The following is a 25252-nucleotide window of genomic DNA, read 5'->3' on the forward strand; positions in this document are numbered from 1 at the left end:
TGTAAATGATACTCTAAGAATGTACAAAAATGATGATATAAGAATGTACAACTTTGATTGTATCACCGATACTATAGTTGAGGTGATAACAACATGCAATACGTATACGCTATTAACAGTTCATTTACTGTAACATCATTATTAGACTTACCAATGTTAAGAGACATTCTGGAGGCTTGCAATTTGAAACCTAATTATAGTTTACTAGGTCGTGAATTAGGCTATGATAGACGCACCATAAAATCTCATTATGAAAATGGAACGCCTGATCCACATCGTCATAAACCATCTATGATTGATAAATTTCATGACGTAATACAGACTTTATTATCTGATGATACACCCCAACAATTTTATTATAAGCGTGTCTTGTGGCAATACTTGGTAGATAACCATGGACTCACAGCTGCTTACTCTACATTTCGCGGTTATATTTTAAAGATACCAGTATTTCAATCCTATTTTGATAGAAAACATACATCGCCTAGCACACAGCATACGATTCGCTTTGAAACCGCACCAGCTGAACAGGCTCAAGTTGATTGGAAAGAGAATATTAAATTCCTATTGCATGATGGCACACACATAACTTTTAATATATTGCTGATGACATTAGGCTATTCTCGATACAAATTAGCAAAGGTCACTTTCGATAGAACTACTGAAACACTACAAGATGCATTGGTAGAATTCTTTGAACAATTACAAGGTGTTCCACATGTACTATTAACAGATAATATGAAAACCGTGATGGTACAACCGAGGCTAGCTGGAACTAAAGGACAGCTTCATACCAAAGCAGAACAATTTTCAAGTGACTTTGGCTTTACATTTAAGCCGTGTATGGCGCGCCGTCCACAAACGAAAGGCAAAGTAGAAAGCCAAATGAAAATTCTAGATGAAATTCATGCGTACCAAGGAAAATTAACAATACAAGAAGTGGAAGAACAGATTCAAAAAATTATTTTACGTAGTAATCTAGCGATTTCTCAAGCTACAAGACAAATACCGTCTGCACTGCTTGAAAAAGAAAAGGAATCTCTTACCCCACTTCCAACAAAAGTGATAAGAGATTCCTACCGCATAGATCACCCAAAAGCTAAGGTTTCAGCAAGTAATCTCATTAGCTTTCGTGGTAGCCACTATTCTGTACCACCAGGATATGTGGCCAAATCTATGACCTTAAAGACCATAGATAAGATGCTATACATATATGATAGCACAGAATTGATTGCACAGCACCCATTAAGTGGTAAGAAGGTTAACTATTTGCCTTCTCATTATGAGGCACAATTGCAGAAAACAATTCCTTATCTAAGTTCTGAAGATGTGAAAGCTAAAGCAAAATCTAATTTGGAAAAGATAGGAGCTATCTATGACACTACAGACTAATTACCAACGCTTACAAGATAATCTAGCATATCTAAAACTAAAACAATGCATGTTACACCTAGATGAAACAATTGAATTAGCTAATACACAGAGCTTATCTCATATTGAGTGGTTATTGAAGCTGAGTGATTACGAAGTTGATATTAAACGACAAAACGTAATTAACCATATGGTGAAAATTAGTAATTTTCCTCATTTGAAAACACTAGCTGATTTTGAATTTTCATTTCAACCACAAATTAACGAAATGCAAATTAAGGATTTAGCATCATTAGGATTCATGGAACAAGCTGAAAACATTGTATTTCTTGGCTCTAGCGGAGTGGGGAAAACACATTTAGCTACATCACTAGGTATTGAAAGCTCTCGTAACAGACGAAGCACCTATTTTATTAAATGCCATGATTTAATTCAAAACCTTAAGAGTGCAAAAGATGAAGGACGATTAGAAACTCGGCTCAAGCATTATGCACGCTACCAATTACTCATCATTGATGAAATTGGCTATTTACCGTTACAACCAGGTGATGCTAACTTACTATTTCAAATTATTGATAGACGGTACGAAAAGAAAAGTACCATCGTAACGTCTAACATTAATTTTGATGAGTGGGCTACCATATTACATGATGAGCGAGTAGCTAATGCTATTGTTGATCGATTACTTCACCATGCACATGTGATTAGCATAACTGGAGATTCATACCGGTTACGAAACCATATGCAACAGAAGGAATAACTGTACATTGTACATCGTCAAAATTGTACATTCTTATATTGACATTTACATTTTTTTAGAAACAACTTTATATCATCATATACATCAATGGGTACATATTTCTCACACTCTGAAATAATATTGTTCATTAAAGATAACTTTAACAAGTTGTCGATTTGATTTAATCTATCAACTATACTTTCTAATATATTTTCATTTTGTTCAGTCACAGTTGCTCACCATTATTTTACAATGTATTATTACTTATTTAATTATCCGAATATTATAAACAATCTAGCATGTATACGTATTTTTATAGACATATTTTACCAATAAAATATTATTATATATTCAATATTTCATAAATTCTTCATAAAATAATTCATCTTATCCTCATAAATTAAAGTCATAAAAGGCTACATAAATTCATATGTAGCCTTTCTCCTCCTTATCGCAAACAACTAACTAATTTTTTGTAGCAAATCATAATAAGTCTTATAAATTGCTTGTTTAACTTTTCCGTCTTGTAATTCTGCCCAGGTTTCATTGATATAATTTGGACAGTAAGATATATAACAATCTAATGAATTATTAGGTATAAAAGATATTAGTTTTTGAATTGGTAAGTAATCATCATAATAGATTTCTTCTAAGTCTGATTTTATATGCCAATAGTATGTCAATGGTTTGGCATTACAATACCATTCTGGGTCTTGTAGATTTTCCTCAAGTGTTACATAGGCTTTCATAAAGATTGTTCTTAATTCGTTAGTTAATGAATTAGGTTTATAGGTTTTCTCTTTTAAATAAGCTAGTATCGCAAATAATTCTTCGCTCCAGGCAAGATCAGGTACGATAAACTTATCAAATAAATAAGGAAGTTCATTATCATGACTATTAAGTCTTGTATGTAACAAATCCTTTACTTGTTTTTTTATTTCATTATAGGGTCCACTTTTAATACACGGAATAATCATAGGTCGCCCCACACCATGAAAACCTTCTAGCAATTCCTCCATTCGAATTTTTATTTCATTTATGATGAGAAGCTCAAAATTTTCTTTAGATTCAAAATTTGATTCAATATATGTATCAAATGAATCCAAATGCTTAAATGCCTCTATAATTTCATTTTTTTTAGGTTTTAAACCTTTTGCATCCCAATCAGCCTGTTTGATTTCTGCTTCTTTCAATTTTACATTCAATATTTTTTCAAATAGATTTAAAACAGATTCTTTTGATTCTTCATTAACTAACATATTTCTCATATACAAACACTCCTTAGCTCATATAAATAATCTATACTACTATTGATGCAAAGAATTATATAACTCTTTGCATTTTTCTTTGAAAGTATTTACATGCTTATTCTTGATACTCCAATTAATTGAATGAGCATAATACATAACATCACATTCATATGGACTACCAGGTAATATAGCTAACAGTTCTTCTACAGGATTTAGATCATCCAAATACAAGAATTCCCATTCATCCTCTAAATCCGTATAGTACTCAAATGAATGTGCATTACTATATTCAACCTTTTCGCTTAGATTTCTATCTAATAAGGTAAATACATTTATGTAGATTTGTTTTAATTCATCTGTAAATGTACCTTTCATATAGAAATCATTAGTCAAGAAGGCTTTCATAGCAAGTAATTCTTCATTCCATTGTAAAAGTGGCACAATTTCAACATCAAAGATATTAATAATTCTTTGGTCATGTTCTTCTAAAGCTTCTTCTAGATTACGTTTTACCTTTTCTTCAGCTTCATCTCTTGAACCACTTTCAGAGGGAATAAAAATTTTCATCAATGCAGCGCATTCGGATGCTTCTCGAATTGATTCAATAGAACGTAAGCGTAGTTCTTCGTTTATTACAGCTATAAAAGTATTTACATCTCCCCATATATCTATTACCCAATCCTTAAAATGTTCTTTGTCAGCAAAGGGTTCCTTTAATTCATCTCTATACTTCTTTAATCCTTTTACAGCCCATTCTGCATGTAATCGATCATAGCGATCACCAAAATCCTCATCTTCTCTTGGAACATCAAATTCTGCTTTTTCAATTTCTGCTGTAATGTCTTCTACTGTGATGATGTTTTCTTTTAAAGTTTTCATAGCTAATCTCCTATATAACACAACAAACAAAATAAATATGGTTCTGGATTACCTTTAGTATATCTAACCCTATACGTAATTTTTTACACACAAAAAGCCGCCCAACCTAAGTTGAGCGGCTTTCACCATTCTGTTCAGAATTGTATGTAGTTTACATAGTCCCAGTGCTACCGATACCACCTGTTCGTACGCCTGTTGCGTCGTCATCATTAGTGATAAGGTATTTAGAGAAAATGCCTTGTGCAACGCGTTCGCCTTTTTCAAGGGTAACAGGTTCGTTGCCAAAATTTAGGAGGGCGATCATGATATGACCTTCGTTGTCCTCATTGTTGTAGTAATCACTATCGATGATACCAGTACTATTCACAAGTGCTAGTTTGCGTTTGATAGCCATGCTAGAACGGATGTGTATAGCAAGGTATTCGTCGTATGCCATGAAAGCCTTAAGACCTGTTGGCACGAGAACTACTTGATTTGGTTCTAATGTAACAGCTTCAGCGCATTCAATATCATAGCCTGCGCTTTCTGTGGTTTTACGTGTTGGTAAATTGATATTTTGTTCTTCAAAAGCAGAAACTACTTCAAAGCCACGAATATCCATGTAACACCTCTTATTTCAAACAATCTTTACGGGACAAGTTAATACGGCCTTGTTTATCAATTTCGATAACCTTAACCATAATTTCGTCGCCTACATTCACAACGTCTTCTACATTTTCAACGCGTTCTTTTGCAAGTTTAGAAATATGTACAAGACCTTCTTTACCTGGTAATACTTCTACGAAAGCACCAAATGCCATCAAGCGAGTTACTTTACCAAGGTATACTTCACCTACTTCAACTTCTTTAGTAAGGTTTTCGATGATTTGTTGCGCTTTTGCAGCACCTTCTTGGTCTACAGAAGCGATAAATACAGTACCATCATCTTCGATGTCAATTTTTGCACCTGTTTCGTCAATGATGCTACGGATTACTTTACCGCCAGAACCAATTACGTCACGGATTTTGTCTGGGTCAATTTTCATTGTAATGATGCGTGGAGCGTATTGGGACATTTGTTGACGAGGTTCAGCAATGGTATCTAACATAATGCCCATAATGTGCATGCGGCCTTTATGAGCTTGTTCCAATGCTTCGTGAAGGATTTCACGAGACAAACCAGAAATTTTAATATCCATTTGGATAGCTGTTACACCTTTAGCTGTACCAGCCACCTTGAAGTCCATATCGCCAAGAGCATCTTCCATACCTTGAATATCTGTTAAGATTGTGTAGTGTTCACCTTGTGTTACAAGACCCATTGCAATACCTGCTACAGGAGCTTTAATAGGTACACCAGCATCCATCAAAGACAATGTGGAACCACATACGGAAGCCATGGAGCTAGAACCATTAGATTCTAATACTTCAGATACTAGGCGTAATGCATATGGAAATTCTTCTTCGCTAGGAATGACAGGTACCAATGCGCGTTCAGCCAAAGCACCATGACCGATTTCACGGCGTCCAGGACCACGAGAGGAACGAGTTTCCCCTACGGAGAAGGATGGGAAATTGTAGTGGTGAATATAGCGTTTTTCTGTTTCTAAACCAATGCCATCAATTGTTTGTTTTTCAGACAATGGTGCTACAGTAGCTACGTTCAATACTTGAGTTTGACCACGTGTGAATAGGCCAGAACCATGTGTACGAGGCAATACGCCTGTACGACAAGAGATAGGACGAACTTCATCAAGTTTACGGCCATCTGGACGGATTTTTTCAACAGTGATCATATGACGAACGATTTCCTTCGTCATCGCATCGAATGCTTTATTTACATCAGCTAAGTTATCTGGGTAGATGTCTGCGAAATGTGCTAATACATCTTCACGTACTTCTGTTTCTTGTGCATCGCGTTGTTGTTTATCTGCACAACGAACTGCTGCGTCAAGTTTATCATGACCATATGCGCGAACTGCATCAGCGATTTCAGCAGGTACGTCTTTGCTTTCAAATACGCGTTTTTCCTTGCCTACTTTAGCTTTAACTTCTTCTTGGAATGCTACGATTTTTTTGATTTCTTCGTGAGCAGCCATGATAACTTCAAGAATTGTTTCTTCTGGAACCTCTTGAGCGCCACCTTCAACCATAAGGATAGCGTCTTTTGTACCAGCTACTACGATATTAAGGTCAGTTTCTTCTAATTGAGCTTTTGTTGGGTTTACAACAAATTCACCATTTACACGACCCATACGAACGCCAGCAATTGGGCCAGCCCATGGGATATCGGAAATAGATAATGCTGCAGATGCACCAATCATACCACAGATAGCAGGATCACAATCTTGATCTACGGACATGACTGTAGCTACAACGTGTACTTCATTACGTACACCTTTATCAAATAGTGGACGAATAGGACGGTCAATCAAACGGCTATTCAAGATAGCAGATTCAGGTGGACGTGCTTCACGTTTAATAAAGCCACCTGGCAAACGACCAATAGCATACATTTTTTCTTCATAATCTACTGTGAGTGGGAAGAAATCGATATCCTTCGCCTCTTTAGAACCTGTAGCGGTAACGAGTACGCGTGTATCGCCATAACCAACCATTACGGCACCGCCAGCTTGTTTTGCAAGTTCCCCAGTCTCGATCGTAAGCGTACGACCAGCTAGGTCCATTTGGAATTGTTCCATTCCTATTCCTCCTAAAAATCTTCTTATACGTATACCTTATTATTATATATCATCAGTAAAAAATAAGCGAATTATTATAATATACGTTTATTCATTCTATTATGCTATACTTAAAATGTTGCTAACTCCTAATCTGGCAACAGAAAGGAGGTGTTTCTATGGTAGATTATGTTGTTTCCCTTATAATCACTATCATAGGTGGTGTAACTTGCCATTACGTCATCAAGTGACTAGATAGTAGATTTAAATAGCAACTAGCACAATAAAAAGGACAGAGTTGCCGCTCTGTCCTTTTTTCTGTGTTTCCACAATAGATTATCGGCAGTTGTTTCCCTTTGCCTAAATTCATTATAACACAAGGAAATAAAATAAAAAAGCCGTCCAATAGGACGGCTAATTGTATTATTTACGAAGACCAAGACGTTCGATAAGGGAACGGTAACGTTCGATATCTTTACGACGAAGGTAGTCAAGCATGTTACGGCGTTGACCAACTAATTTCAACAAACCACGACGGGAATGATGGTCTTTTTTGTGTTCTTTCAAGTGTTCAGTTAAGTATGTGATGCGGCTTGTCAAAATCGCAACTTGTACTTCTGGAGAACCAGTGTCACCTTCATGAGTAGCGTATTCTTTAATAACTGCTAATTTAGCTTCTGTAGTTAACATTAATGTTACCTCCTAAAAAAATAATAATCCCGATAAGCTTAAGTAACCGTTGGAGATTCGAATACTTCGCTTACGATATGTCTTATGACTTAGTTAAGTATACAGTATAATCCCCATAGTGTAAAGGTTTTCATGAAAAAAGAGAGGATAATATCCCCTCTTTTTTAAACTATATTATTTAGGTACTTATTTTGAACCGAGCATCATACGGTCACTTAACGCACCTTCGCCAGCTACTTCAAATTTTTGTAACAAATCAGCAACTGTTAATTTTTTCTTTTCTTCCCCTTTTACATCATAGATGATACGACCAGCGTCCATCATGATAAGACGATTACCAAAGCGCAATGCATCACGCATGTTGTGCGTAATCATAAGGGTTGTTAGATTATGTTCTGAAACAAGTTTATCTGTTAATTGCAATACATTTTCAGCTGTCTTAGGATCAAGTGCTGCTGTATGTTCGTCCAAGAGTAATAAATCAGGACGAAGCATAGTAGCCATAAGCAATGTAATAGATTGACGTTGACCACCAGATAATAGGCCCATCCGTGCAGATAGACGATCTTCAAGGCCTAGACCTAATAGTGCAAGGCGTTCTTTAAAGAATGCTTGTTCACTATCTTTGAAAGCCCATTTAAGACCCAAGTTTTTGCCACGGCGCATCGCAAGGATCAAGTTTTCTTCGATTTGCATATTGCCTGCTGTACCAACCATAGGATCTTGGAATACACGGCCGATGTATTTAGCACGTTTGTATTCTGGCATTTTTGTTACATCAATATTATTGATGGTAATACTGCCTTCATCGACAGGAAATACACCAGCGATGGAGTTTAGCAATGTACTTTTACCAGCACCATTACCACCGATTACGGTACAGAAATCGCCTTCTTCTAAGCGAAGGTCGATGCCTTGTAGTGCAGTTTTTTCATTAATTGTGCCCTTAAAGAAGGTCTTTACCATATTTTTTACTTCTAACATAGTGTCCTCCTTAACGAGCTAACCATTTGGCTTTCAATGTAGGCAAAGAAAGCGCGATGGCAACGAGAATAGCAGTGAATAATTTTAAATCGTTTGGTGGCATACCCATGTAAAGTACGGCAGCGATAACGATACGATATACGATGGAACCAAGTACTACAGCAATGAGGCTACGAACAAATGATTTTGTACCGAATACAACCTCACCGATAATAACGGATGCCAAGCCGATTACGATGGTACCAATACCCATGCCTACGTCGGCAAAGCCTTGGAATTGACCGATAAGCGCACCGGACATACCAACGAAACCGTTGGAAATCAATAGACCAAGAACGATCATATTATCTGTGTTCACGCCTTGGGCGCGAATCATTTGAGGGTTAACGCCTGTTGCACGTAATGCGGTACCAATTTCAGTACCGAAGAACCAGAACAGTAATAAACATACAACAACAGCTACGATAACACCAACAATGGCAGCAGACCACATATTTGGTGTATGAAGCACGCTACCAATAATTGTATAAATTGTATCCATGCGAAGTAAGGATACGTTGGCTTTCCCCATAATATGAAGGTTAATGGAATATAAAGCAATCATCGTTAAGATACCAGCTAACAATGCAGGAATCTTTAATTTTGTATGGATCCAACCTGTTACAGCACCGGCAGCCATGCCACCTACGCCAGCAATCAAGATAGAAAGAATTGGATTCATACCAGTTGTAATCAAGATGGCGGAGATGGCCGCCCCCATTGGGAATGTCCCTTCAACAGTCAAGTCGGCCACATCAAGAACGCGGAAGGTAATGAATACACCGACCGCCAACAAGGACCACAAAAGGCCTGTTGTTATGGTGCCTACCACTAAATCTAACATCAAAATCTCCTCTTTTATTTCATATCTTTACGAAGTGCATCAGGAATTATGATACCTAATTTTTTAGCACGTTCTTCGTTGACAGTTAATTTAATATCCTTTTGTGTTTCGATGGCCATATCGCTAACTTTTGCTTCGCCAGAAAGAACTTTAGCTGCCATCAAACCTGTTTGATAACCCAATTTATAGTAATCTACAGAATATGTTGCTACGCCACCAGTCATTGTCATACCTTCATCAGCTGCAAATACTGGAATTTTAGCAGCATCTGTAATTTGTGCTAAATTAGCCATAGCAGATGCTAATACATTATCTGTTGGTGTATAAATAGCTTGTACATCTTGATTTACAAGATTTGTTGCTGCTTGTTGAATATCGTTTACGTTGGAAACTGTAGCTTCTACAACTGTAATACCTTTTGTAGCAGCATAGGCTTTCATTTTTTCAACTTGTAATTGGGAATTAATTTCAGAGGATGTATAAATCGCACCAATGCGTTTTACATTTGGCACTAATGCGATGATAAGATCCACCTCTTTTTCAACAGGTGTCATATCAGACGTACCAGTTACGTTGCCACCTGGGTGTTCGTTAGATTGAACAAGTTTAGCTGTCACATAATCTGTAATAGCTGTCCCCATAATTGGTATATCATGAGATGCATTTGCCATCGTTTGAGCCGCTGGTGTTGCGATTGCTAATACTAAATCCTTTTTATCAGATACGAAACGTTGTGCAATACTATTCAAATTAGATTGGTCAGCTTGTGCATTTTGTTGGTCGATTTTAATGTTTTCCCCATCTTTAAAACCTTTAGATGCAAGACCATCTACAAAGCCTTTATTAGCAGCATCAAGGGATGGATGTTCTACTAATTGAATAACGCCAATTTTCTTTTGGTCACTAGTAGTAGTATTGGAACCACAACCAGCTACCATTGCCATAACAGTGATGGCACTAAGTGCCACTGCAATACCTTTTTTCCAGTTCATGTGTAACTCCTTACCAGTTAAGTACTAAATCATAGTTGCTTTGTTCATCAAATCCTCTGGTAAGGTGATGCCCAATTTTTGTAATTTATCTTTATTTACAACTAATTTGAATTCTTTTTGCATTTCAATCGGCATATCTTCGACTTTAGCTTCACCAGTTAGCACCTTAGCCGCCATCAAGCCAGTTTGGTAACCAAGTTTGTAGTAGTCTACAGATAAGGACATAACCGCACCGCCTTTTACGTGGTTATCTTCACCGCCGAATACAGGAATTTTTGCAGGGTCGGTAATCGCTACAAGATTGCTCATAGCAGATGCTACCACATTATCTGTTGGTACATAAATAGCATCAACACGTTGAGATACAAGGTTTTGTGCCGCTTGTTGAATATCGTTTACATTGGAAACAGTAACCTCTTCAACCTTAATGCCCTTTGTCGCTGCGTAAGCTTTCATCTTTTCAACTTGAATTTGAGAATTTACTTCGCTAGAGCTATAAATCGTACCGATTGTTTTAGCATTTGGCAATACTTTTAAAATCAAATCTACTTGTTGTTCTACAGGGTTCATATCAGATGTACCAGATACATTACCACCTGGATGTTCATTAGATTTAACAAGTTTAGCAGCTTCGTAATCCGTAATAGCTGTACCCAAGATTGGAATATCATGAGTTGCGTTCGCCATGGATTGAGCCGCTGGCGTAGCAATTGCTAAAATCAAATTTTTACGATCAGATACAAAACGCTGTGCAATACTATTCAAATTAGATTGGTCAGCTTGTGCGTTTTGTTGATCAAAGGTAATTTTATCAGATAAGCCCTTTTCCTTAAGAGCATCAACAAAACCTTTATTTGCCGCATCTAGTGCTGGATGTTCTACGAGTTGTACAACACCAACCTTATATTCTCCATTAGATGTAGTTTCATTTGTGCCACAGCCTGTAAAAGCCATCAATGCTGCCGCCGTGAGCGCGAGGGCAATGCCTTTTTTCAAGTTCATTGGGTCTTCCTTCCTATATTCGAAATAATAATACTTCTATTATAAACAACTTTGTGCACTACATCAATGTATCAGACTAAAGTATTTTACATTTGTCCTTATGTAGAGCACATATTGTATTCTAACAGATTTATTATTTATCTAGAGAAGCTAGCATATCCTCTGTCAATTCATTGGCTGCTAGAATGTATTCTTTTAGTGTCCCCTTATCGAGGGCCACCTTCATAACAGGTACTTCAAATGGGTCCAAAATGACACACATTAAAATTTCTCCCGTTACATAATAACCCACAACGGCTTCCCCTTCATCTTCATCTAAGGTTTCCCGTTTAACAGTCACACAATATGGTTTCATGACCTCCATAGCAGCTTTAGCCACCTCTTCGCGGGTAGCGATATACTCTTTTGCCTTTGTTTCAGGAATATCAAAAATATCGACCTTTACGGTCTTAACCTCTGTTGCCTCTCCCTTCGCCGCCTCGATAGCAGCGCCTAATTCCGTTTGTTTCATCCTATACCTCACATAACATGGACTTTCACCAATGGTGAAAGCCCCATCATACTAGATTGTTTCATCATCTGCATTCAAAAATGCTACGTAACAACGTTTTGCTTCATAAATATCGGCCTTAGATGTAACCTCCCATGGTGCATGCATGCTAAGAACAGCAACGCCGCAGTCGATTACATTCATACCATATAAGGCCATGATATACGCAATGGTGCCACCACCGCCAAGGTCAACCTTGCCGAGTTCAGCCGTTTGGTATGTTACGTTATTAGATTCCATTACACGGCGAATAAAACCCATATATTCTGCATTGGCATCATTGGAACCGGATTTACCACGAGAACCGGTAAATTTATTAAATACGACGCCCATACCGAGGTAAGAAGCATTTTTCTTTTCAAAAGCAGATGCATACAATGGATCATATCCAGCACTAACATCAGAGGATAGCATACGCGAATTTTCCAATGTACGGCGCACATTTACTGAATTAGATTTCCCCATCAATGTTAAGATTTCTGCTACCGCATTTTCAAAGAAGCGAGATTGCATGCCTGTAGCACCAACGGAACCAATTTCTTCTTTATCTACCAATAAACAGCAAGTCGTACGTTTTACCTTATCAACTTCGAGCATAGCTACTAAGGATGTATAAGCACAGACACGGTCATCTTGGCCGTATGCTAATACCATGGAGCGATCAAAGCCCATATCGCGCGCCTTACCAGCTGGTACAATTTCAAGTTCAGCAGATAATAAATCGCGTTCTACAAATCCATATTCTTTTTCAAGGAGGTTATTAATAAATTTAGTAACCCCTTCTTTTTCTTCATCTTTAACAGGACGACTACCGATGAGAAGATCAAGAGCCTCACCTTCAATCACCTTGGCTGCATTCTTTTGCATTTGTTCTTGTCCTAAATGAGGCAATAAATCTGTAATGCAGAATACAGGATCAGACTCTTTATCACCAATATTAATGTTGATGCGTGTACCATCTGTTTTTACTACAACCCCATGAATGGCAAGCGGCATAGCTACCCAGTGGTATTTTTTTATACCGCCATAGTAGTGTGTATCCCAAAACACCAAATTGCTATCTTCATATTGAGGGTTTTGTTTTACGTCAATGCGCGGAGAATCGATATGAGCACCAAGGATATTCATACCGAGGTCTAAATCATCGGTACCGATATTAAATAACGCAATAGATTTATCCATATGAGTATAGTAAATCTTATCGCCCGCTTTAATTGGCGTGTTAGATTTAATCAAGTCTTTTAAATCAACATAGCCAGCTTTTTTGGCAGCTTCTACAGATTGAATGACACATTCGCGTTCTGTTTTACCATTATCCAAAAATTGACGATACGAGTCACCTAATGACATCACGTCTTGTAATGTTTGTTCGTCATAATTATGCCAAGCATATTTACGTTCCATAATTTTATTCCTTTCTATATAAGCATACAGCACAGTATATCGTGTGTTATGCTTTTGATTTTTCTAATAATTCTTTTTGACGGCGCTCATAGTAGAGCCGCTCTTTCTCTCGGTTAATTTCCGATTTTTCTCTATATAGTTTATCGATTTCATCAGTACTATGACTCAATACCTTTGTTACATAAAACTTGGTAATTCCCGACTTAATCGTATATTTTCCTACCTTTAACTGAATGGCAAATGCTCCGTGTTTCGGACAAACGCCTATAGATAAATGCTTATCTCCTTGTATCCGCTCAGGACGTGTCGTTTCCAACCGACTTTGGCAATAGGGACAAAAGGATAATCGCACTCGTCTATCATATACGATACGTTTCTTTTCTTGAAAGTTATCGTACATAAAGAAGGTCAAACCCGGTGGATATAAAAATGGATTTGGCGCCTCTTTCCGTATGGAATCATAATGCAATAATGCTGTTGGCAAATCTAGCTTTTGGCAGATATGTGCCGTAAATATAGCATCGTGAAGTGCATTATGAGCAGATAATTCTTCAGATGATATATGTAAATCCTCCATAGCATGAGCTACGGAGTACTGTTGTGTCGTGCCATATCGTTGATAGCTGTATAGCATCTGTGCATCCGCCCAAGAATCATAGTCGATACTCTTTAATTTATGGAGCAATAAATTTTCTCGCAATATAAGAATATCGTCAGCGCCCCAAGATAGGAGCATATAATCCTTGCCACACCATTGTTGAAAATGACTGTAGGCCGCTCTAAATGGGACACCGCGATTCAAATCTTGATTGGTGATTCCTGTAAGGGCCTTTACATGCTTATGCATATGTGGTAAATATTTAGGTTTTACATACATTGTGAACGAATCCACAATCTCTAAATTCTCATTGAGCTTAATAGCTCCGATTTGAATGATTTCACCGGTCAACGGCATCCGTGCTCGCTTCATAAAGCTAATGTCGTTGCTATATGGTTGATTCCACTCTAAATCAAAAATAATATAATCCATAACTTACGATTCCTGCAGTAATGTTTCAGCTGCCTTAATCACTTGTTCTTCGGTAATAACAGAAATACCTTTATACTTGCCTTCTTTAATAACCTGTTTCATGCTTTTACCAATTTCATAATGGTCCATCGATTCAAGTACAATAGATTTTGCTTGGTACGGACCATAGAAAAATGGATTAGACGGTCCATAAAGGGCTACGATAGGAACACCCTGACTAATGGCTACATGCATAGGTCCAGAATCATTCGTAATCAGCAAGTCACACCATTTCATGGCCGCAGCTAAAGGGCCCAATTTAAAAGCACCTGTAGCCACGATTGGCGACGTCTTCATCTGTTCTACAACAGGTTTTACCATGTCCAAATCCATGGGGCCACCAAAGAATACAGTTTTATACCCTTTATTGCCAAAATAATCGGCTACATCTGCAAAGCGTTCTGCGGGCCATCGTTTTTCAGGCACTGCACTGCCGATATTAAAACCAATAATCTTATCTCTAGGCATAACGCCTTGGCTTTTATAAAAACGGAATACCTCGTCATTCCATTCCTTACTAGTCTCGATATGTAATCCGTGATTAGCTACGTCGGTGACGCCTAATTGCTCTAATAAGTTAATGTACATATCAGCAGCATGACGTGTCTTGCGATCAAGACGGGTATATTTTGTCATAAATGGTCTAAATAGGAAATGACTCATCCCTGTTGTTACCTTACCGTGAATTTTCCATGCCAAATATGATGTACGTTCATTAGGATGCAGGTTGATAACGATATCTGGACGACCTTGGTCGTTAATACGACGAGCGATTTCATTTAACCCTTTAATGCTATTATGACGTCCTTTTTTATCGACCGTAATCAAATCATCGATATAAGGATTGTATTTCATCACATCTTGTAACTTTTCATCAATCACATAGGTGATATGACTATGAGGTGCTGCTTTACGCAACACCTCTAGAAATGGAGTCGTTAATACTACATCACCTAAATGCATGAGAAAGGTTACGACAATACGTTTATAATCAAGTTCCATCATAAATCCTTTCTCAACATTTCAGAATACACATCCCATACCGCATCTACTGGAATTTGTGCCATACAGTCGGGATCATCTACTAGCGGCTGTTCAGGTGTAGCCTTCGAGGTAGGGGAAATAATAAGATGTACATGACTGCCCCCATACGGGCCCGTTCTATGCGGTGATGTCGTACCAAACAACGCGATTAATGGTTTCTTTAACGCGTTTGCAATATGTAAAGGCCCCGTATCAGCGCTGATGAAAATATGGCAGTGACGAATCAACTCGATTAACTCAGCCATGGTCGTTTGACCAACTAAATTAATGAGATTATCGCTCTTCACATAGTTTTCTATAAATTGACCTTTTTCACTATCATCAGGCGAACCTGCAATGACCACCTTTTTACCACTTTCACAAAGGCGAATACATAATTCACCAAAATTTAATAACGGCCATTCCTTAACAATCCATCGCGCACCAGGTACAACGACAACATAATCATCGGTTACACCTAGTTCGGACAGCCGGTTGCGAATCTTCCCTTCTGCTTCATGGTCATGAGGCATCGGAAATTCCACGCCATCCACTTCGCCACCTAAGGCACGTACCGTATCGAGATAGCGCTCAATAACGTGATCATATTTATGAGCTCCTACTAGAGCTTTATTAACTAATTGACTGCCCTCGCGAAGTTCCCAATAGCCATATTTCTCAGGAGAACCTGATAGTAGAGATACAATGGCACTTTTGGCGATACATTGTAAATCTAAGGTCATGTCGAAATGATGACTATGTAGTTCTTTACGAAGATTCCATAAATAAGACGGCGATTTTAATTGTTTCTTATCGATGACAATTACTTCGTCCACCCAAGGGGTACCTGGCAAGAGGCTCGCAAATTGTTCATGTATGGCCCAGGTAATTTTTGCGTGCGGCAAATTTTGGCGCAATGCATATAATGTTGGCAATGCGTGAATGACATCACCTAAGGAACTCATTTTTATGATGAGTATATTGGAATAGTCCTTCATAATAACCCCTCTATGAACGAAGAATACACATAAATGTGGTTCATCCAAAAATTAATGTTTTAAAATCTTTTTCATGAAATGTAATAGATTGGATTCTGTAAACAGATATCCCTTTACCCCTGCGGCCTCAGCAGCATCTACATCACGTTGGCTATCACCGATGAGAAAGCTATGTTCTACATCAACATCAAAATCCTTGATAGCTTGCAAAATCATACCAGGCTTTGGTTTACGACAATTACAATCGACAGCATAGCATTCTACAGTGCCATCCTTGTGATGTGGGCAATAATAGAAATGTAAAATAGGTGCACCCGCTTTAAATAGTTCATTTCCCATATAATCATGTAGGATTTGTACATCGGTTTCCTTATAATAACCTCGTGCCACACCACTTTGGTTTGTTACGACTATAAGTTCATAACCAGAATCATGGGCTAATTTCAATGCTTCTTTTGCACCATCAACCCACTGTAGATCCGCTATCTTATAGAGATAGGAAACATCCTTGTTGATAACCCCATCTCTATCGAGGAATAACACCTTTCTCATACTACATCCTTTACAATTATCAAAGAATTGACATTAATCTATCACAGCAAATTAACGCAAGTAACCTTCGTTATTATCTAATAATTCACAATATTCTTTTACAGCATCTGCTAATGGCGTGAATCCCTTATCATAACCAGCCGCCAATAATTTTGTTGTGTCAGCTTCGGTAAAGCTTTGGTATTTACCAATCAACACTTCTGGGAACGGAATGTATTCAATGCGACCTTTACCATTATAGTCAATAACAGCTTGCATGAATTCATTGAAGCTATGTGCGTGACCTGTACCGCAATTGAATGTACCAGAAATTTCAGGATGTTCCCAGAAATAGAAGTTTACATTTACCACGTCTTTGACATAGATGAAATCACGTGTTTGACCACCATTTTCATAGCCATCAGTACCTTCAAACAAATTGATAACGCCTGTTTCTTGGTTCTTATAGAACATTTGGCGTACAAGAGATGCCATTTTATCCTTATGTGCTTCATTAGGACCAAATACATTGAAATAACGCAAACCTACCACTTGCGCTGTATATTCGCCTTCAAATTTACGTACATAGCGGTCAAATAATAGCTTAGAATATGCATACGGATTTAAAGCTTCTTCTGCTTCTGGCTTTTCAACAAAGCCATTTGTACCATTGCCATACGTAGATGCAGAGGATGCATAGATAAATGGAATAGCACGATCTTGGCAATAGTGGAATAGATTTTTGGAACCTTCGTAGTTATTCTTCATCATATATTTGCCATTGTATTCCATCGTATCTGCACATGCGCCTTCATGGAAAATGACTTCAATAGGACCTACATTGAATGTGCCGTCTGCAATGGCAGCATCAAAATCATCACAGTCAATGTAATCTAAATAATCTAAATTTTGGAGATTGCGAATTTTACGACCATCTGTTAAATCATCAACGATTAAAATATCATTGCGACCGCGTTTATTTAAGGCTTTCACAATATTACTACCAATAAAACCGGCACCACCAGTTACAATAATCATAATTTCCCCTCCTTAGCCATCGTGGCTATTTTCTTTACGATATCCGATGTAGAGTATCCTTCTTTAAATGAAAGTACCTCTACTTCATCTACAGATTCTCTACCAACGATATCCTCTTTTTTATAATCGCCGCCCTTAACAAGAATATTAGGACGTAAGTAAGCTAATAATTCGGCAGGTGTATCCTCCTCAAAAAGGACAACACCATCTACACATTGTAAGGCACTTAATAAGGCTGCTCTATCCTCTTCGGATACAATAGGTCTTGTTTCACCTTTTAAGCGTCTAACAGATGCATCAGAGTTTAGTCCAATAATGAGGTGAGCCCCAAGTTGTGCCGCTTCTTGTAAATACGTAATGTGCCCTCGATGCAGAATATCAAAGCAACCATTTGTAAATACAACGGTTTCGTCCATGCTTTGCCATTTATCGATTAACGCCTTCATTTCTTCTTTCGTATATAAAGGGCTAGATGTTGTCAATTGGCGTACAGAGCGCCATAACTCAATCAACTCTTGGCGATGGATTGGATATGTTCCCACCTTAGATACGACGATACCAGCAGCGCCATTAGCGATATGTAGGGCTAAACGCATGGATAAACCACTGGCTAAGCATGAAATCATCATAGCTACGACCGTATCACCAGCGCCACTCACATCGAATACATCCTGTTGTGTTGCTGGATTATGCCAAGTTCTACCATCCTTAGCCACAACGGTAATACCCTTAGCGGAACGAGTACCGATAATATATTTAATATTAACCTTATTTAGTACTTCCTTAGCCGCCTCAATAACTGAGGTATCATCATTTGGAATCACACGACCTAATGATTCACCCAATTCTTTTACATTCGGTGTAATACATGTAGCACCATCATATTTGGACCAATCAGCACCCTTAGGATCTACGATGGTCTGTACTTGATAAGTGTTCGCCAACTTGAATACATGTTGCAACAATGTCGGTGTGCATACGCCTTTTCCATAATCAGATATGACGATGCCTTGTAATCCACGTTGACAAAGTCCTTCTAGCCAAATGATTAATTGTTCTTCTTCAGCAGCTGTAATAGGTGTAATCGTTTCAAAATCGAGGCGCATCATTTGTTGACGATCACCTAAAATACGCATTTTAGTAATCGTTGACCGGCTTTCATCATGAATGAGACCGGATGTATCAATATGATCAGCAGCCAATAAGTTATCGAGCACTCTACCATGGTCATCGACACCAGCTACGGCCCCTAAATAGACATGGCAATCGAGATTGGCTAAGTTAGACGCTACGTTACCTGCCCCGCCAAGTACTTCTTTCACAGAGGATACGCGATTGACCGGCACAGGAGCCTCTGGTGAAATACGACTCACATCGCCAAATACATAACGATCCACCATAACATCACCGATAACTGCAATGTTTAGGTTCGGTAATGAATTTGTCAAAAACTCATTCACTGTTTTTGTAATCATAGGTCCCCTTTCAAGAAATCTGTGATTTCTTCCCTATCTCGATTAATAATCTTCTTCAATAAGTTCGCAAATGATATGACCAGCTAAAATGTGCATTTCTTGAATACGCGCCGTAACAGTACTTGGAATAGCTAGTGTAAGATCGCATAATTCTGCCAATTTACCGCCACCTTCACCGGTGAAAGCAATCGTGTGCATGCCTGTATTTCGTGCCATTTCCACGGCTTTCACAACATTTTTTGAATTACCCGATGTGGAGATACCGATAAGTACATCCCCAGAACGGCCTAAGCCTTCAACTTGACGCGCAAACACTGCATCATAGTCATAATCATTGGCAACAGCAGTCAAAATAGATGTATCTGTAGTAAGCGCAATAGATGCAAGAGAGCGGCGTTCTTTTTTAAAACGTCCAATAAGTTCTGCTGCAAGATGTTGAGAATCCGCAGCGGAACCACCATTACCGCAGAATAAAATTTTATTGCCACTATTCAAAGCCACAATACAGCGGTTAGCAATTTCTTGAATAACATCCATCTGATCCATTGTTTTACTAAACACATCAAGATGGTCTGTAAATCGATCCGCAATGATTGGATTTATATCTGTCATTATAAAATCTCCTTTAGTAGGCGATCCGCGTTTTTCCAAAATAGTTTTTCCGTTTGTTCTTCTGAAAGCCCGGCGCCTCTAAATGCATTATACAAACGATGCATATCTGAAATATCCTCAATTTCTGTATTTGGCTTGATACCATCAAAATCGGTGCCTAGAGCAATTACATCTTCACCGCCCTTATTGATGATATACAATCCGTGCTTCACAATATCATCGATGCGACTGATGGGTGAAATCCCTAAGAAGGATTGAGCAAAGTTCAAACCAATAACGCCACCCTTTTCGCCAATTAGACGAATCAAGTGGTCCGGCAAATTACGACGATGGGCTGTCACTTCTCGCGCATTAGAATGAGATGCAATAAAAGGCACATCAAGAATATCGCCTAATTGTTCTGTTCCCCCATCATTAAGATGAGAACAATCGACAATCATGCCTAATTCTTGCATCCGTTCTACAAATGCAATGCCTGTTTCAGTCAATTTCTTATGAGAATCTCCAGTATTAGGTTCTCCCAATTCATTAGGATAATTCCAGGTCAATGTAATAAGTCGAACACCATCAGCATAAGCCTTGTCTAACTTAGCTAAATCGCCTCCCAGAACGCCCCCCTCTTCAATGGATAATAAAGCAGCTACTTTATGATTTTCATAACACGCTGTAATATTATCATAAGAACGCACATGACTGATATAGTCGCTATATTTTTGTATCTGACTATCGAACAATTGGCGCATAGATTCATATCTACCATACGAATCGTCTTGTTCTTCTAAGTCTACAAATAACGCAAAATCCTGCAATCGACTATGCCCTTTGATAAGGCGCTCAATATCAATTTTCCAGTTATTAGAAAATAAATCACCATCATGAGGGTGGTCGATTAATTGCATTATCGTATCACAATGTAAATCAATCATATATTCACGCTATTTCTTTGCTTTTTTAGCATCTAATTTTTTTAATGCTTTCAGTTCAGCCATAAAGCTGTCAATATTATCAAACTTGCGATATACAGAAGCAAAACGTACATAGGCAACTTGGTCAATATCTTTTAATTGTTGTAATACAAGTTCACCAATACGATCTGTAGAAATCTCTTGATTTACTTCATTGCGAATATCTCGCTCAACATTATTGACTACTTCTTCCATAACGGACATAGGCACTGTTCGTTTGTCACAGGAACGCAACAAGCCATTTAACAATTTACCACGGTCAAATAATTCACGGCGACCATTCTTCTTTGCTACCATGAGTGGTACTTCTTCGATGATTTCATAAGTAGTAAAGCGGCGTCCACAATTAATACACTCCCGACGACGACGGATACTATTTCCTTCATCTGTCGTTCTTGAGTCTGTTACCTTCGTGTCTGTATGTTGGCAATAAGGACATCTCATTAGCTAATACTCCTTTTCTAATCAGTCAGTAATCATGAAAAAGGCACAATACGCCTATTTTCTTATACCTTATATAGTACCATATTTAGTAGGAAAAGTCCCCCATATAATACAAAATAGTATTATATGGGGGACTTTTTTATGCACTTACGTGCTAAATCGTATGAAATTAACGTTTAATAGCATCTTCAATGTGTAACAAGCAATCACCGGATTCGATACGGCTGCCTTCACGAACAAGAATTTCTTCAACGATACCACCGATAGGAGCTGTAATTGTTGTTTCCATCTTCATAGCTTCTGTTACGATTAATGGTTCACCTTTAGTTACGGATTGACCTTTCTTAACTAGAATCTTAACAACGGAACCAGACAACGTAGCACCAATTTCACCAGGGTTGGATTCATTTACTTTACGACGAACAACACCAGTTGTTTTAGCATGTTTATCATGAACTTTAATAGAACGTGGTTGGCCATTGAATTCAAAGAGAACGATGCGATTACCATCTTCATCAGGATCGGATACACCATTCATCTTGATAATTAATGTTTTACCTTTTTCAATAGTAACTTGAATTTCTTCACCACGTTTCATACCAAAGAAGAATGTTGGTGTATCTAGTACAGATACATTACCAAAGTCTTTAGTAAATTTAGTGTAGTCTTTAAATACTTTAGGATACAAGCAGTATGCACTTACATCTTCATCAGTAGTATTAGCACCCATTTCGTTTAATTCATTACGAACATGTTCGAAATCAGTTGGAGGTAATACAGCACCAGGACGAACAGTAATAGGGCGAGCACCTTTCAAGATGATTTTTTGAAGTTCTTCAGGGAACCCTTGATATGGTGTACCTAGACGACCTTCGAAGAATTCTACTACTGATTGAGGGAAATCAAGAGTATCACCTTTTTCATAGATATCTTTTTCAGTCAAATTATTTTGTACCATGTACAATGTCATATCACCAACGACTTTAGAAGAAGGTGTTACCTTGATGATATCACCAAACATCATATTAACTTGGTGATATACTTTTTTAATGTCTGTCCAACGATCACCAAGTCCAACCATTTTAGCTTGTTGTTGCAAGTTGGAATATTGACCGCCTGGCATTTCATGTTGGTATACTTCTGTATTTGGATATTTTTCAGCTTTATCAACGCCTCTGTAGTAAGGACGAATACTACCGAAGTAATGAGACATTTCTTCCATGTAGTCGATGTTCATTTGTGGTTGACGTTCTGTACCTGCCAATGCATAGTACATGGAGTTCATACTAGGTTGGCTTGTACCATTTGCAAATGCAGAGTAAGCTAAGTCGATTACGTCTACACCAGCATCTACAGCGCGGCCATAGGAGTAAATCGTATTGCCAGAACCTTCATGAGAATGCAAATGAATTGGTACTGTCACAGCGTCTTTCAAAGCGGATACTAAGTTGTATGCAGCTTGAGGTTTCAACAAACCAGCCATATCTTTAATAGCAATGATATTGGCACCAGCATTTTGCAATTCTTTTGCCATTTTTACATAGTAATCAAGATTGTATTTAGGACGATTGCTGTCGAGGATATCGCCTGTGTAGCACAATGCAACTTCAGCAATCTTATTTTGATTGCGAACTTCATCAATAGCAACCTTCATATTGTCAAGGCTATTCAAGCTATCAAATACGCGGAATACGTCGATACCATTTTTAGCGGACAATTGAATGAAATTACGAACTACATTATCAGGATAGGATGTATACCCAACGGCATTAGCACCGCGAATCAACATTTGAAGCAATGTATTAGGCACTTCCTTACGGAACATACGCAAACGTTCCCATGGATCTTCGTGCAAGAAGCGATAAGATACGTCAAATGTTGCACCGCCCCAACATTCTAAGGAGAATAGATTTGGTACACCTTTAGCGGCATCGCCAGCTACGCGTGCCATATCGATGGTACGCAAACGTGTAGCAAATAAGGATTGGTGAGCATCACGCCATGTTGTATCTGTAAAGAACACTTGTTTTTGGTCAGCCAACCATTTACTGAAGCCTTCTGGACCTAATTCGTCGAATTTTTGTTTTGTACCAGGTGCTGGAGATACATCTAGTTTAGATGGCAATTGCATTGGTTCAAAATCAGGTACCTCTTGAGGGCCTGCACCGGAGTAACCATTGATTGTAGTATCCGCAATGTAGCGAAGCAATTTAGTACCACGGTCGCGATCTGGTTTTAATTCGAATAATTCAGGATGGTCTTCAATGAAGTTAACTGTGTAGTTACCGCTTTGGAATTCAGGGTTTTCAAGAACGTTAATCAAGAAATGAATATTTGTTTTAACGCCACGAATACGGAATTCTTTCAAGCAACGAAGCATTTTACGAATGGTTTCTTCATTGTTAGGACCGAATGCAGTTGCTTTTACCAATAGGGAATCATAGTAAGGTGTTACTACAGCGCCTGTGAAAGCATTACCGGAGTCTAATCGGATACCAAAGCCGCCGGAACTACGATATGCTAAGATTTTACCAGTATCTGGCATAAAGTTATTCTTAGGATCTTCTGTAGTGATACGACATTGAATTGCAGTACCTTTACAAGGAATTTCATTTTGTTCAGGAATGCCTATTTCTGGGCTGTGCAAATCATAGCCTTCAGCGATACGAATTTGAGAATGAACAATATCGATGTCCGTAATCATTTCTGTTACGGTATGTTCTACTTGGATACGAGGGTTAACTTCGATGAAATAGAAGGAACCATCAGCTGTTACCAAGAATTCAACAGTACCAGCATTAACGTAGCCAACATTTTTCATGATTTTTACGGCTGCATCACATACGGCTTTACGAGTTTCTAATGGCAATGCAAAAGCTGGTGCCATTTCAACAACCTTTTGGTGACGGCGTTGTACAGAGCAGTCACGTTCATGTAAATGAACTACATTGCCATGTTCATCACCTAAGATTTGAACTTCGATATGTTTAGGTTCAACGATGAGTTTTTCTACATATACATCGTCATCACCAAATGCTGCTTTAGCTTCGGATTTAGCGCGGTCATAAGCATCGCGTAAATCTTCTTTGCGGTGAACTTCGCGCATACCACGACCACCACCACCGTTTACGGCTTTAATCATCAATGGATAGCCGTGAGTTTCAGCAAATTCTTCTAATTGTGCAAAATCACGCAATGCCCCATCAGAACCTGGAATCATTGGAATATCTGCCAATTTAGCTTGTGTACGAGCGTTAACCTTGTCGCCGAACATATTCAAATGTTCTACGTGAGGTCCAATGAAAATGATACCTTCTTCACCGCAACGTCGAGCGAACTCTTCGTTTTCGGATAAGAAACCATAGCCAGGATGGATAGCATCAATGTCATGCTCTTTAGCAATGCGGATGATATCTTCAATATCCAAATAGGCATCAACTGGTTTTTTACCTTCCCCAACCAAATATGCTTCATCAGCTTGGTTACGGTGCAAGGACAATGTGTCTTCTTTAGAATAGATAGCTACTGTTTTAATACCCATTTCGTTACATGCACGAAATACGCGGATTGCGATTTCGCCACGATTGGCTACCAAAACGGATTTAATTTTCTTCATAATTGCCTCCTACCGAGTCCTATCGAATGATAGGTTCGTGTGCATTGATATACATTGTATATATGCATATCGAAATA

Annotated in this window: 23 protein-coding genes; 2 read left to right on the forward strand and 21 right to left on the reverse strand. The window is 38.3% G+C overall.

Going from position 1 to position 25252, the window contains the following annotated elements:
* Positions 1–93 precede the first annotated feature (93 nt).
* Together istA and istB are read left to right on the forward strand one after the other, a co-directional pair.
* Positions 94–1392, forward strand: coding sequence for an IS21 family transposase (gene istA, locus HMPREF1151_RS01765; RefSeq protein ID WP_009660914.1), 1299 nt, complete (start codon positions 94–96; stop codon positions 1390–1392).
* A complete protein-coding gene (gene istB / locus HMPREF1151_RS01770; RefSeq protein WP_005382493.1) occupies positions 1376–2131 on the forward strand; it encodes an IS21-like element helper ATPase IstB in 756 nt (251 codons plus the stop codon). The genes istA and istB overlap by 17 nt, the downstream gene beginning before the upstream one ends.
* A 440-nt stretch (positions 2132–2571) precedes the next feature.
* Here istB and HMPREF1151_RS01775 read toward each other — a convergent pair whose 3' ends face one another.
* The 21 genes from HMPREF1151_RS01775 to HMPREF1151_RS01875 all read right to left on the reverse strand — a co-directional run bounded on the left by HMPREF1151_RS01775 (position 2572) and on the right by HMPREF1151_RS01875 (position 25175).
* Positions 2572–3378, reverse strand: a complete 807-nt coding sequence (locus tag HMPREF1151_RS01775; protein ID WP_009660908.1) for a hypothetical protein — start codon at positions 3376–3378, stop codon at positions 2572–2574.
* Between the two features lie 39 nt (positions 3379–3417).
* Positions 3418–4239, reverse strand: coding sequence for a hypothetical protein (locus HMPREF1151_RS01780; RefSeq protein WP_009660842.1), 822 nt, complete (start codon positions 4237–4239; stop codon positions 3418–3420).
* A gap of 151 nt (positions 4240–4390) precedes the next feature.
* On the reverse strand, positions 4391–4840 hold the full coding sequence (dut, locus tag HMPREF1151_RS01785) for a dUTP diphosphatase (RefSeq protein WP_009660864.1): 450 nt from the start codon (positions 4838–4840) through the stop codon (positions 4391–4393).
* Between the two features lie 10 nt (positions 4841–4850).
* Entirely contained in the window at positions 4851–6920 is a 2070-nt protein-coding gene (locus tag HMPREF1151_RS01790; protein WP_009660894.1) for a polyribonucleotide nucleotidyltransferase, read from the reverse strand.
* A gap of 402 nt (positions 6921–7322) precedes the next feature.
* Positions 7323–7589 (reverse strand): 30S ribosomal protein S15, encoded by a 267-nt coding sequence (gene rpsO / locus HMPREF1151_RS01795; RefSeq protein WP_005379030.1) that lies wholly within the window; start codon positions 7587–7589, stop codon positions 7323–7325.
* 186 nt (positions 7590–7775) lie between these two features.
* A complete protein-coding gene (locus HMPREF1151_RS01800) occupies positions 7776–8573 on the reverse strand; it encodes an ABC transporter ATP-binding protein (RefSeq protein ID WP_005379071.1) in 798 nt (265 codons plus the stop codon).
* Positions 8574–8583: 10 nt separating this feature from the next.
* Positions 8584–9456 (reverse strand): ABC transporter permease, encoded by an 873-nt coding sequence (locus HMPREF1151_RS01805; protein WP_005378866.1) that lies wholly within the window; start codon positions 9454–9456, stop codon positions 8584–8586.
* Positions 9457–9470: 14 nt separating this feature from the next.
* Positions 9471–10448, reverse strand: coding sequence for an ABC transporter substrate-binding protein (locus HMPREF1151_RS01810; protein WP_009660896.1), 978 nt, complete (start codon positions 10446–10448; stop codon positions 9471–9473).
* 24 nt (positions 10449–10472) lie between these two features.
* Positions 10473–11450, reverse strand: coding sequence for an ABC transporter substrate-binding protein (locus HMPREF1151_RS01815; protein WP_005378884.1), 978 nt, complete (start codon positions 11448–11450; stop codon positions 10473–10475).
* Positions 11451–11583: 133 nt separating this feature from the next.
* A complete protein-coding gene (locus tag HMPREF1151_RS01820) occupies positions 11584–11961 on the reverse strand; it encodes a hypothetical protein (protein ID WP_005383868.1) in 378 nt (125 codons plus the stop codon).
* 51 nt (positions 11962–12012) lie between these two features.
* Positions 12013–13404 (reverse strand): aminopeptidase, encoded by a 1392-nt coding sequence (locus HMPREF1151_RS01825; RefSeq protein WP_009660869.1) that lies wholly within the window; start codon positions 13402–13404, stop codon positions 12013–12015.
* Between the two features lie 46 nt (positions 13405–13450).
* Entirely contained in the window at positions 13451–14434 is a 984-nt protein-coding gene (locus HMPREF1151_RS01830; RefSeq protein WP_009660936.1) for a 3'-5' exonuclease, read from the reverse strand.
* A 3-nt stretch (positions 14435–14437) separates the two neighbouring features.
* Positions 14438–15475 carry a glycosyltransferase family 9 protein gene (locus HMPREF1151_RS01835; RefSeq protein ID WP_009660883.1) on the reverse strand — a complete coding sequence of 346 codons (1038 nt, stop codon included), beginning with the start codon at positions 15473–15475 and terminating at the stop codon, positions 14438–14440.
* Positions 15475–16494, reverse strand: a complete 1020-nt coding sequence (locus HMPREF1151_RS01840; RefSeq protein ID WP_009660845.1) for a glycosyltransferase family 9 protein — start codon at positions 16492–16494, stop codon at positions 15475–15477. The genes HMPREF1151_RS01835 and HMPREF1151_RS01840 overlap by 1 nt, the downstream gene beginning before the upstream one ends.
* A 51-nt stretch (positions 16495–16545) precedes the next feature.
* A complete protein-coding gene (locus tag HMPREF1151_RS01845) occupies positions 16546–17046 on the reverse strand; it encodes a D-glycero-beta-D-manno-heptose 1,7-bisphosphate 7-phosphatase (protein WP_009660912.1) in 501 nt (166 codons plus the stop codon).
* Positions 17047–17097: 51 nt separating this feature from the next.
* On the reverse strand, positions 17098–18063 hold the full coding sequence (gene rfaD / locus HMPREF1151_RS01850; RefSeq protein ID WP_009660958.1) for an ADP-glyceromanno-heptose 6-epimerase: 966 nt from the start codon (positions 18061–18063) through the stop codon (positions 17098–17100).
* Entirely contained in the window at positions 18060–19538 is a 1479-nt protein-coding gene (gene rfaE2, locus HMPREF1151_RS01855; RefSeq protein WP_009660865.1) for a D-glycero-beta-D-manno-heptose 1-phosphate adenylyltransferase, read from the reverse strand. The genes rfaD and rfaE2 overlap by 4 nt, the downstream gene beginning before the upstream one ends.
* A 42-nt stretch (positions 19539–19580) precedes the next feature.
* On the reverse strand, positions 19581–20150 hold the full coding sequence (gene gmhA / locus HMPREF1151_RS01860; RefSeq protein WP_005381034.1) for a D-sedoheptulose 7-phosphate isomerase: 570 nt from the start codon (positions 20148–20150) through the stop codon (positions 19581–19583).
* Complete coding sequence (locus HMPREF1151_RS01865) at positions 20150–21076, reverse strand: dipeptidase (protein WP_009660885.1); 927 nt, start codon at positions 21074–21076, stop codon at positions 20150–20152. Before HMPREF1151_RS01865 ends, gmhA begins: the two co-directional genes overlap by 1 nt.
* A 9-nt stretch (positions 21077–21085) precedes the next feature.
* The gene (nrdR, locus tag HMPREF1151_RS01870) at positions 21086–21559 is read right to left on the reverse strand and encodes a transcriptional regulator NrdR (protein ID WP_005379058.1); all 474 of its coding nucleotides are present in this window, start codon (positions 21557–21559) and stop codon (positions 21086–21088) included.
* Between the two features lie 169 nt (positions 21560–21728).
* Entirely contained in the window at positions 21729–25175 is a 3447-nt protein-coding gene (locus tag HMPREF1151_RS01875; protein WP_009660876.1) for a pyruvate carboxylase, read from the reverse strand.
* Positions 25176–25252: the final 77 nt, after the last annotated feature.

It is taken from the genome of Veillonella sp. ACP1, assembly GCF_000286635.1.
Lineage (GTDB): Bacteria > Bacillota > Negativicutes > Veillonellales > Veillonellaceae > Veillonella > Veillonella atypica.

What these genes read in the sequence shown, in the direction of transcription:
- istA (WP_009660914.1), top strand. Translation starts at nt 94, where the DNA reads ATGCAATACGTATACGCTATTAACAGTTCATTTACTGTAACATCATTA.
- istB (WP_005382493.1), top strand. Translation starts at nt 1,376, where the DNA reads ATGACACTACAGACTAATTACCAACGCTTACAAGATAATCTAGCATAT.
- HMPREF1151_RS01775 (WP_009660908.1), bottom strand. Translation starts at nt 3,378, where the DNA reads ATGAGAAATATGTTAGTTAATGAAGAATCAAAAGAATCTGTTTTAAAT.
- HMPREF1151_RS01780 (WP_009660842.1), bottom strand. Translation starts at nt 4,239, where the DNA reads ATGAAAACTTTAAAAGAAAACATCATCACAGTAGAAGACATTACAGCA.
- dut (WP_009660864.1), bottom strand. Translation starts at nt 4,840, where the DNA reads ATGGATATTCGTGGCTTTGAAGTAGTTTCTGCTTTTGAAGAACAAAAT.
- HMPREF1151_RS01790 (WP_009660894.1), bottom strand. Translation starts at nt 6,920, where the DNA reads ATGGAACAATTCCAAATGGACCTAGCTGGTCGTACGCTTACGATCGAG.
- rpsO (WP_005379030.1), bottom strand. Translation starts at nt 7,589, where the DNA reads ATGTTAACTACAGAAGCTAAATTAGCAGTTATTAAAGAATACGCTACT.
- HMPREF1151_RS01800 (WP_005379071.1), bottom strand. Translation starts at nt 8,573, where the DNA reads ATGTTAGAAGTAAAAAATATGGTAAAGACCTTCTTTAAGGGCACAATT.
- HMPREF1151_RS01805 (WP_005378866.1), bottom strand. Translation starts at nt 9,456, where the DNA reads ATGTTAGATTTAGTGGTAGGCACCATAACAACAGGCCTTTTGTGGTCC.
- HMPREF1151_RS01810 (WP_009660896.1), bottom strand. Translation starts at nt 10,448, where the DNA reads ATGAACTGGAAAAAAGGTATTGCAGTGGCACTTAGTGCCATCACTGTT.
- HMPREF1151_RS01815 (WP_005378884.1), bottom strand. Translation starts at nt 11,450, where the DNA reads ATGAACTTGAAAAAAGGCATTGCCCTCGCGCTCACGGCGGCAGCATTG.
- HMPREF1151_RS01820 (WP_005383868.1), bottom strand. Translation starts at nt 11,961, where the DNA reads ATGAAACAAACGGAATTAGGCGCTGCTATCGAGGCGGCGAAGGGAGAG.
- HMPREF1151_RS01825 (WP_009660869.1), bottom strand. Translation starts at nt 13,404, where the DNA reads ATGGAACGTAAATATGCTTGGCATAATTATGACGAACAAACATTACAA.
- HMPREF1151_RS01830 (WP_009660936.1), bottom strand. Translation starts at nt 14,434, where the DNA reads ATGGATTATATTATTTTTGATTTAGAGTGGAATCAACCATATAGCAAC.
- HMPREF1151_RS01835 (WP_009660883.1), bottom strand. Translation starts at nt 15,475, where the DNA reads ATGGAACTTGATTATAAACGTATTGTCGTAACCTTTCTCATGCATTTA.
- HMPREF1151_RS01840 (WP_009660845.1), bottom strand. Translation starts at nt 16,494, where the DNA reads ATGAAGGACTATTCCAATATACTCATCATAAAAATGAGTTCCTTAGGT.
- HMPREF1151_RS01845 (WP_009660912.1), bottom strand. Translation starts at nt 17,046, where the DNA reads ATGAGAAAGGTGTTATTCCTCGATAGAGATGGGGTTATCAACAAGGAT.
- rfaD (WP_009660958.1), bottom strand. Translation starts at nt 18,063, where the DNA reads ATGATTATTGTAACTGGTGGTGCCGGTTTTATTGGTAGTAATATTGTG.
- rfaE2 (WP_009660865.1), bottom strand. Translation starts at nt 19,538, where the DNA reads ATGATTACAAAAACAGTGAATGAGTTTTTGACAAATTCATTACCGAAC.
- gmhA (WP_005381034.1), bottom strand. Translation starts at nt 20,150, where the DNA reads ATGACAGATATAAATCCAATCATTGCGGATCGATTTACAGACCATCTT.
- HMPREF1151_RS01865 (WP_009660885.1), bottom strand. Translation starts at nt 21,076, where the DNA reads ATGATTGATTTACATTGTGATACGATAATGCAATTAATCGACCACCCT.
- nrdR (WP_005379058.1), bottom strand. Translation starts at nt 21,559, where the DNA reads ATGAGATGTCCTTATTGCCAACATACAGACACGAAGGTAACAGACTCA.
- HMPREF1151_RS01875 (WP_009660876.1), bottom strand. Translation starts at nt 25,175, where the DNA reads ATGAAGAAAATTAAATCCGTTTTGGTAGCCAATCGTGGCGAAATCGCA.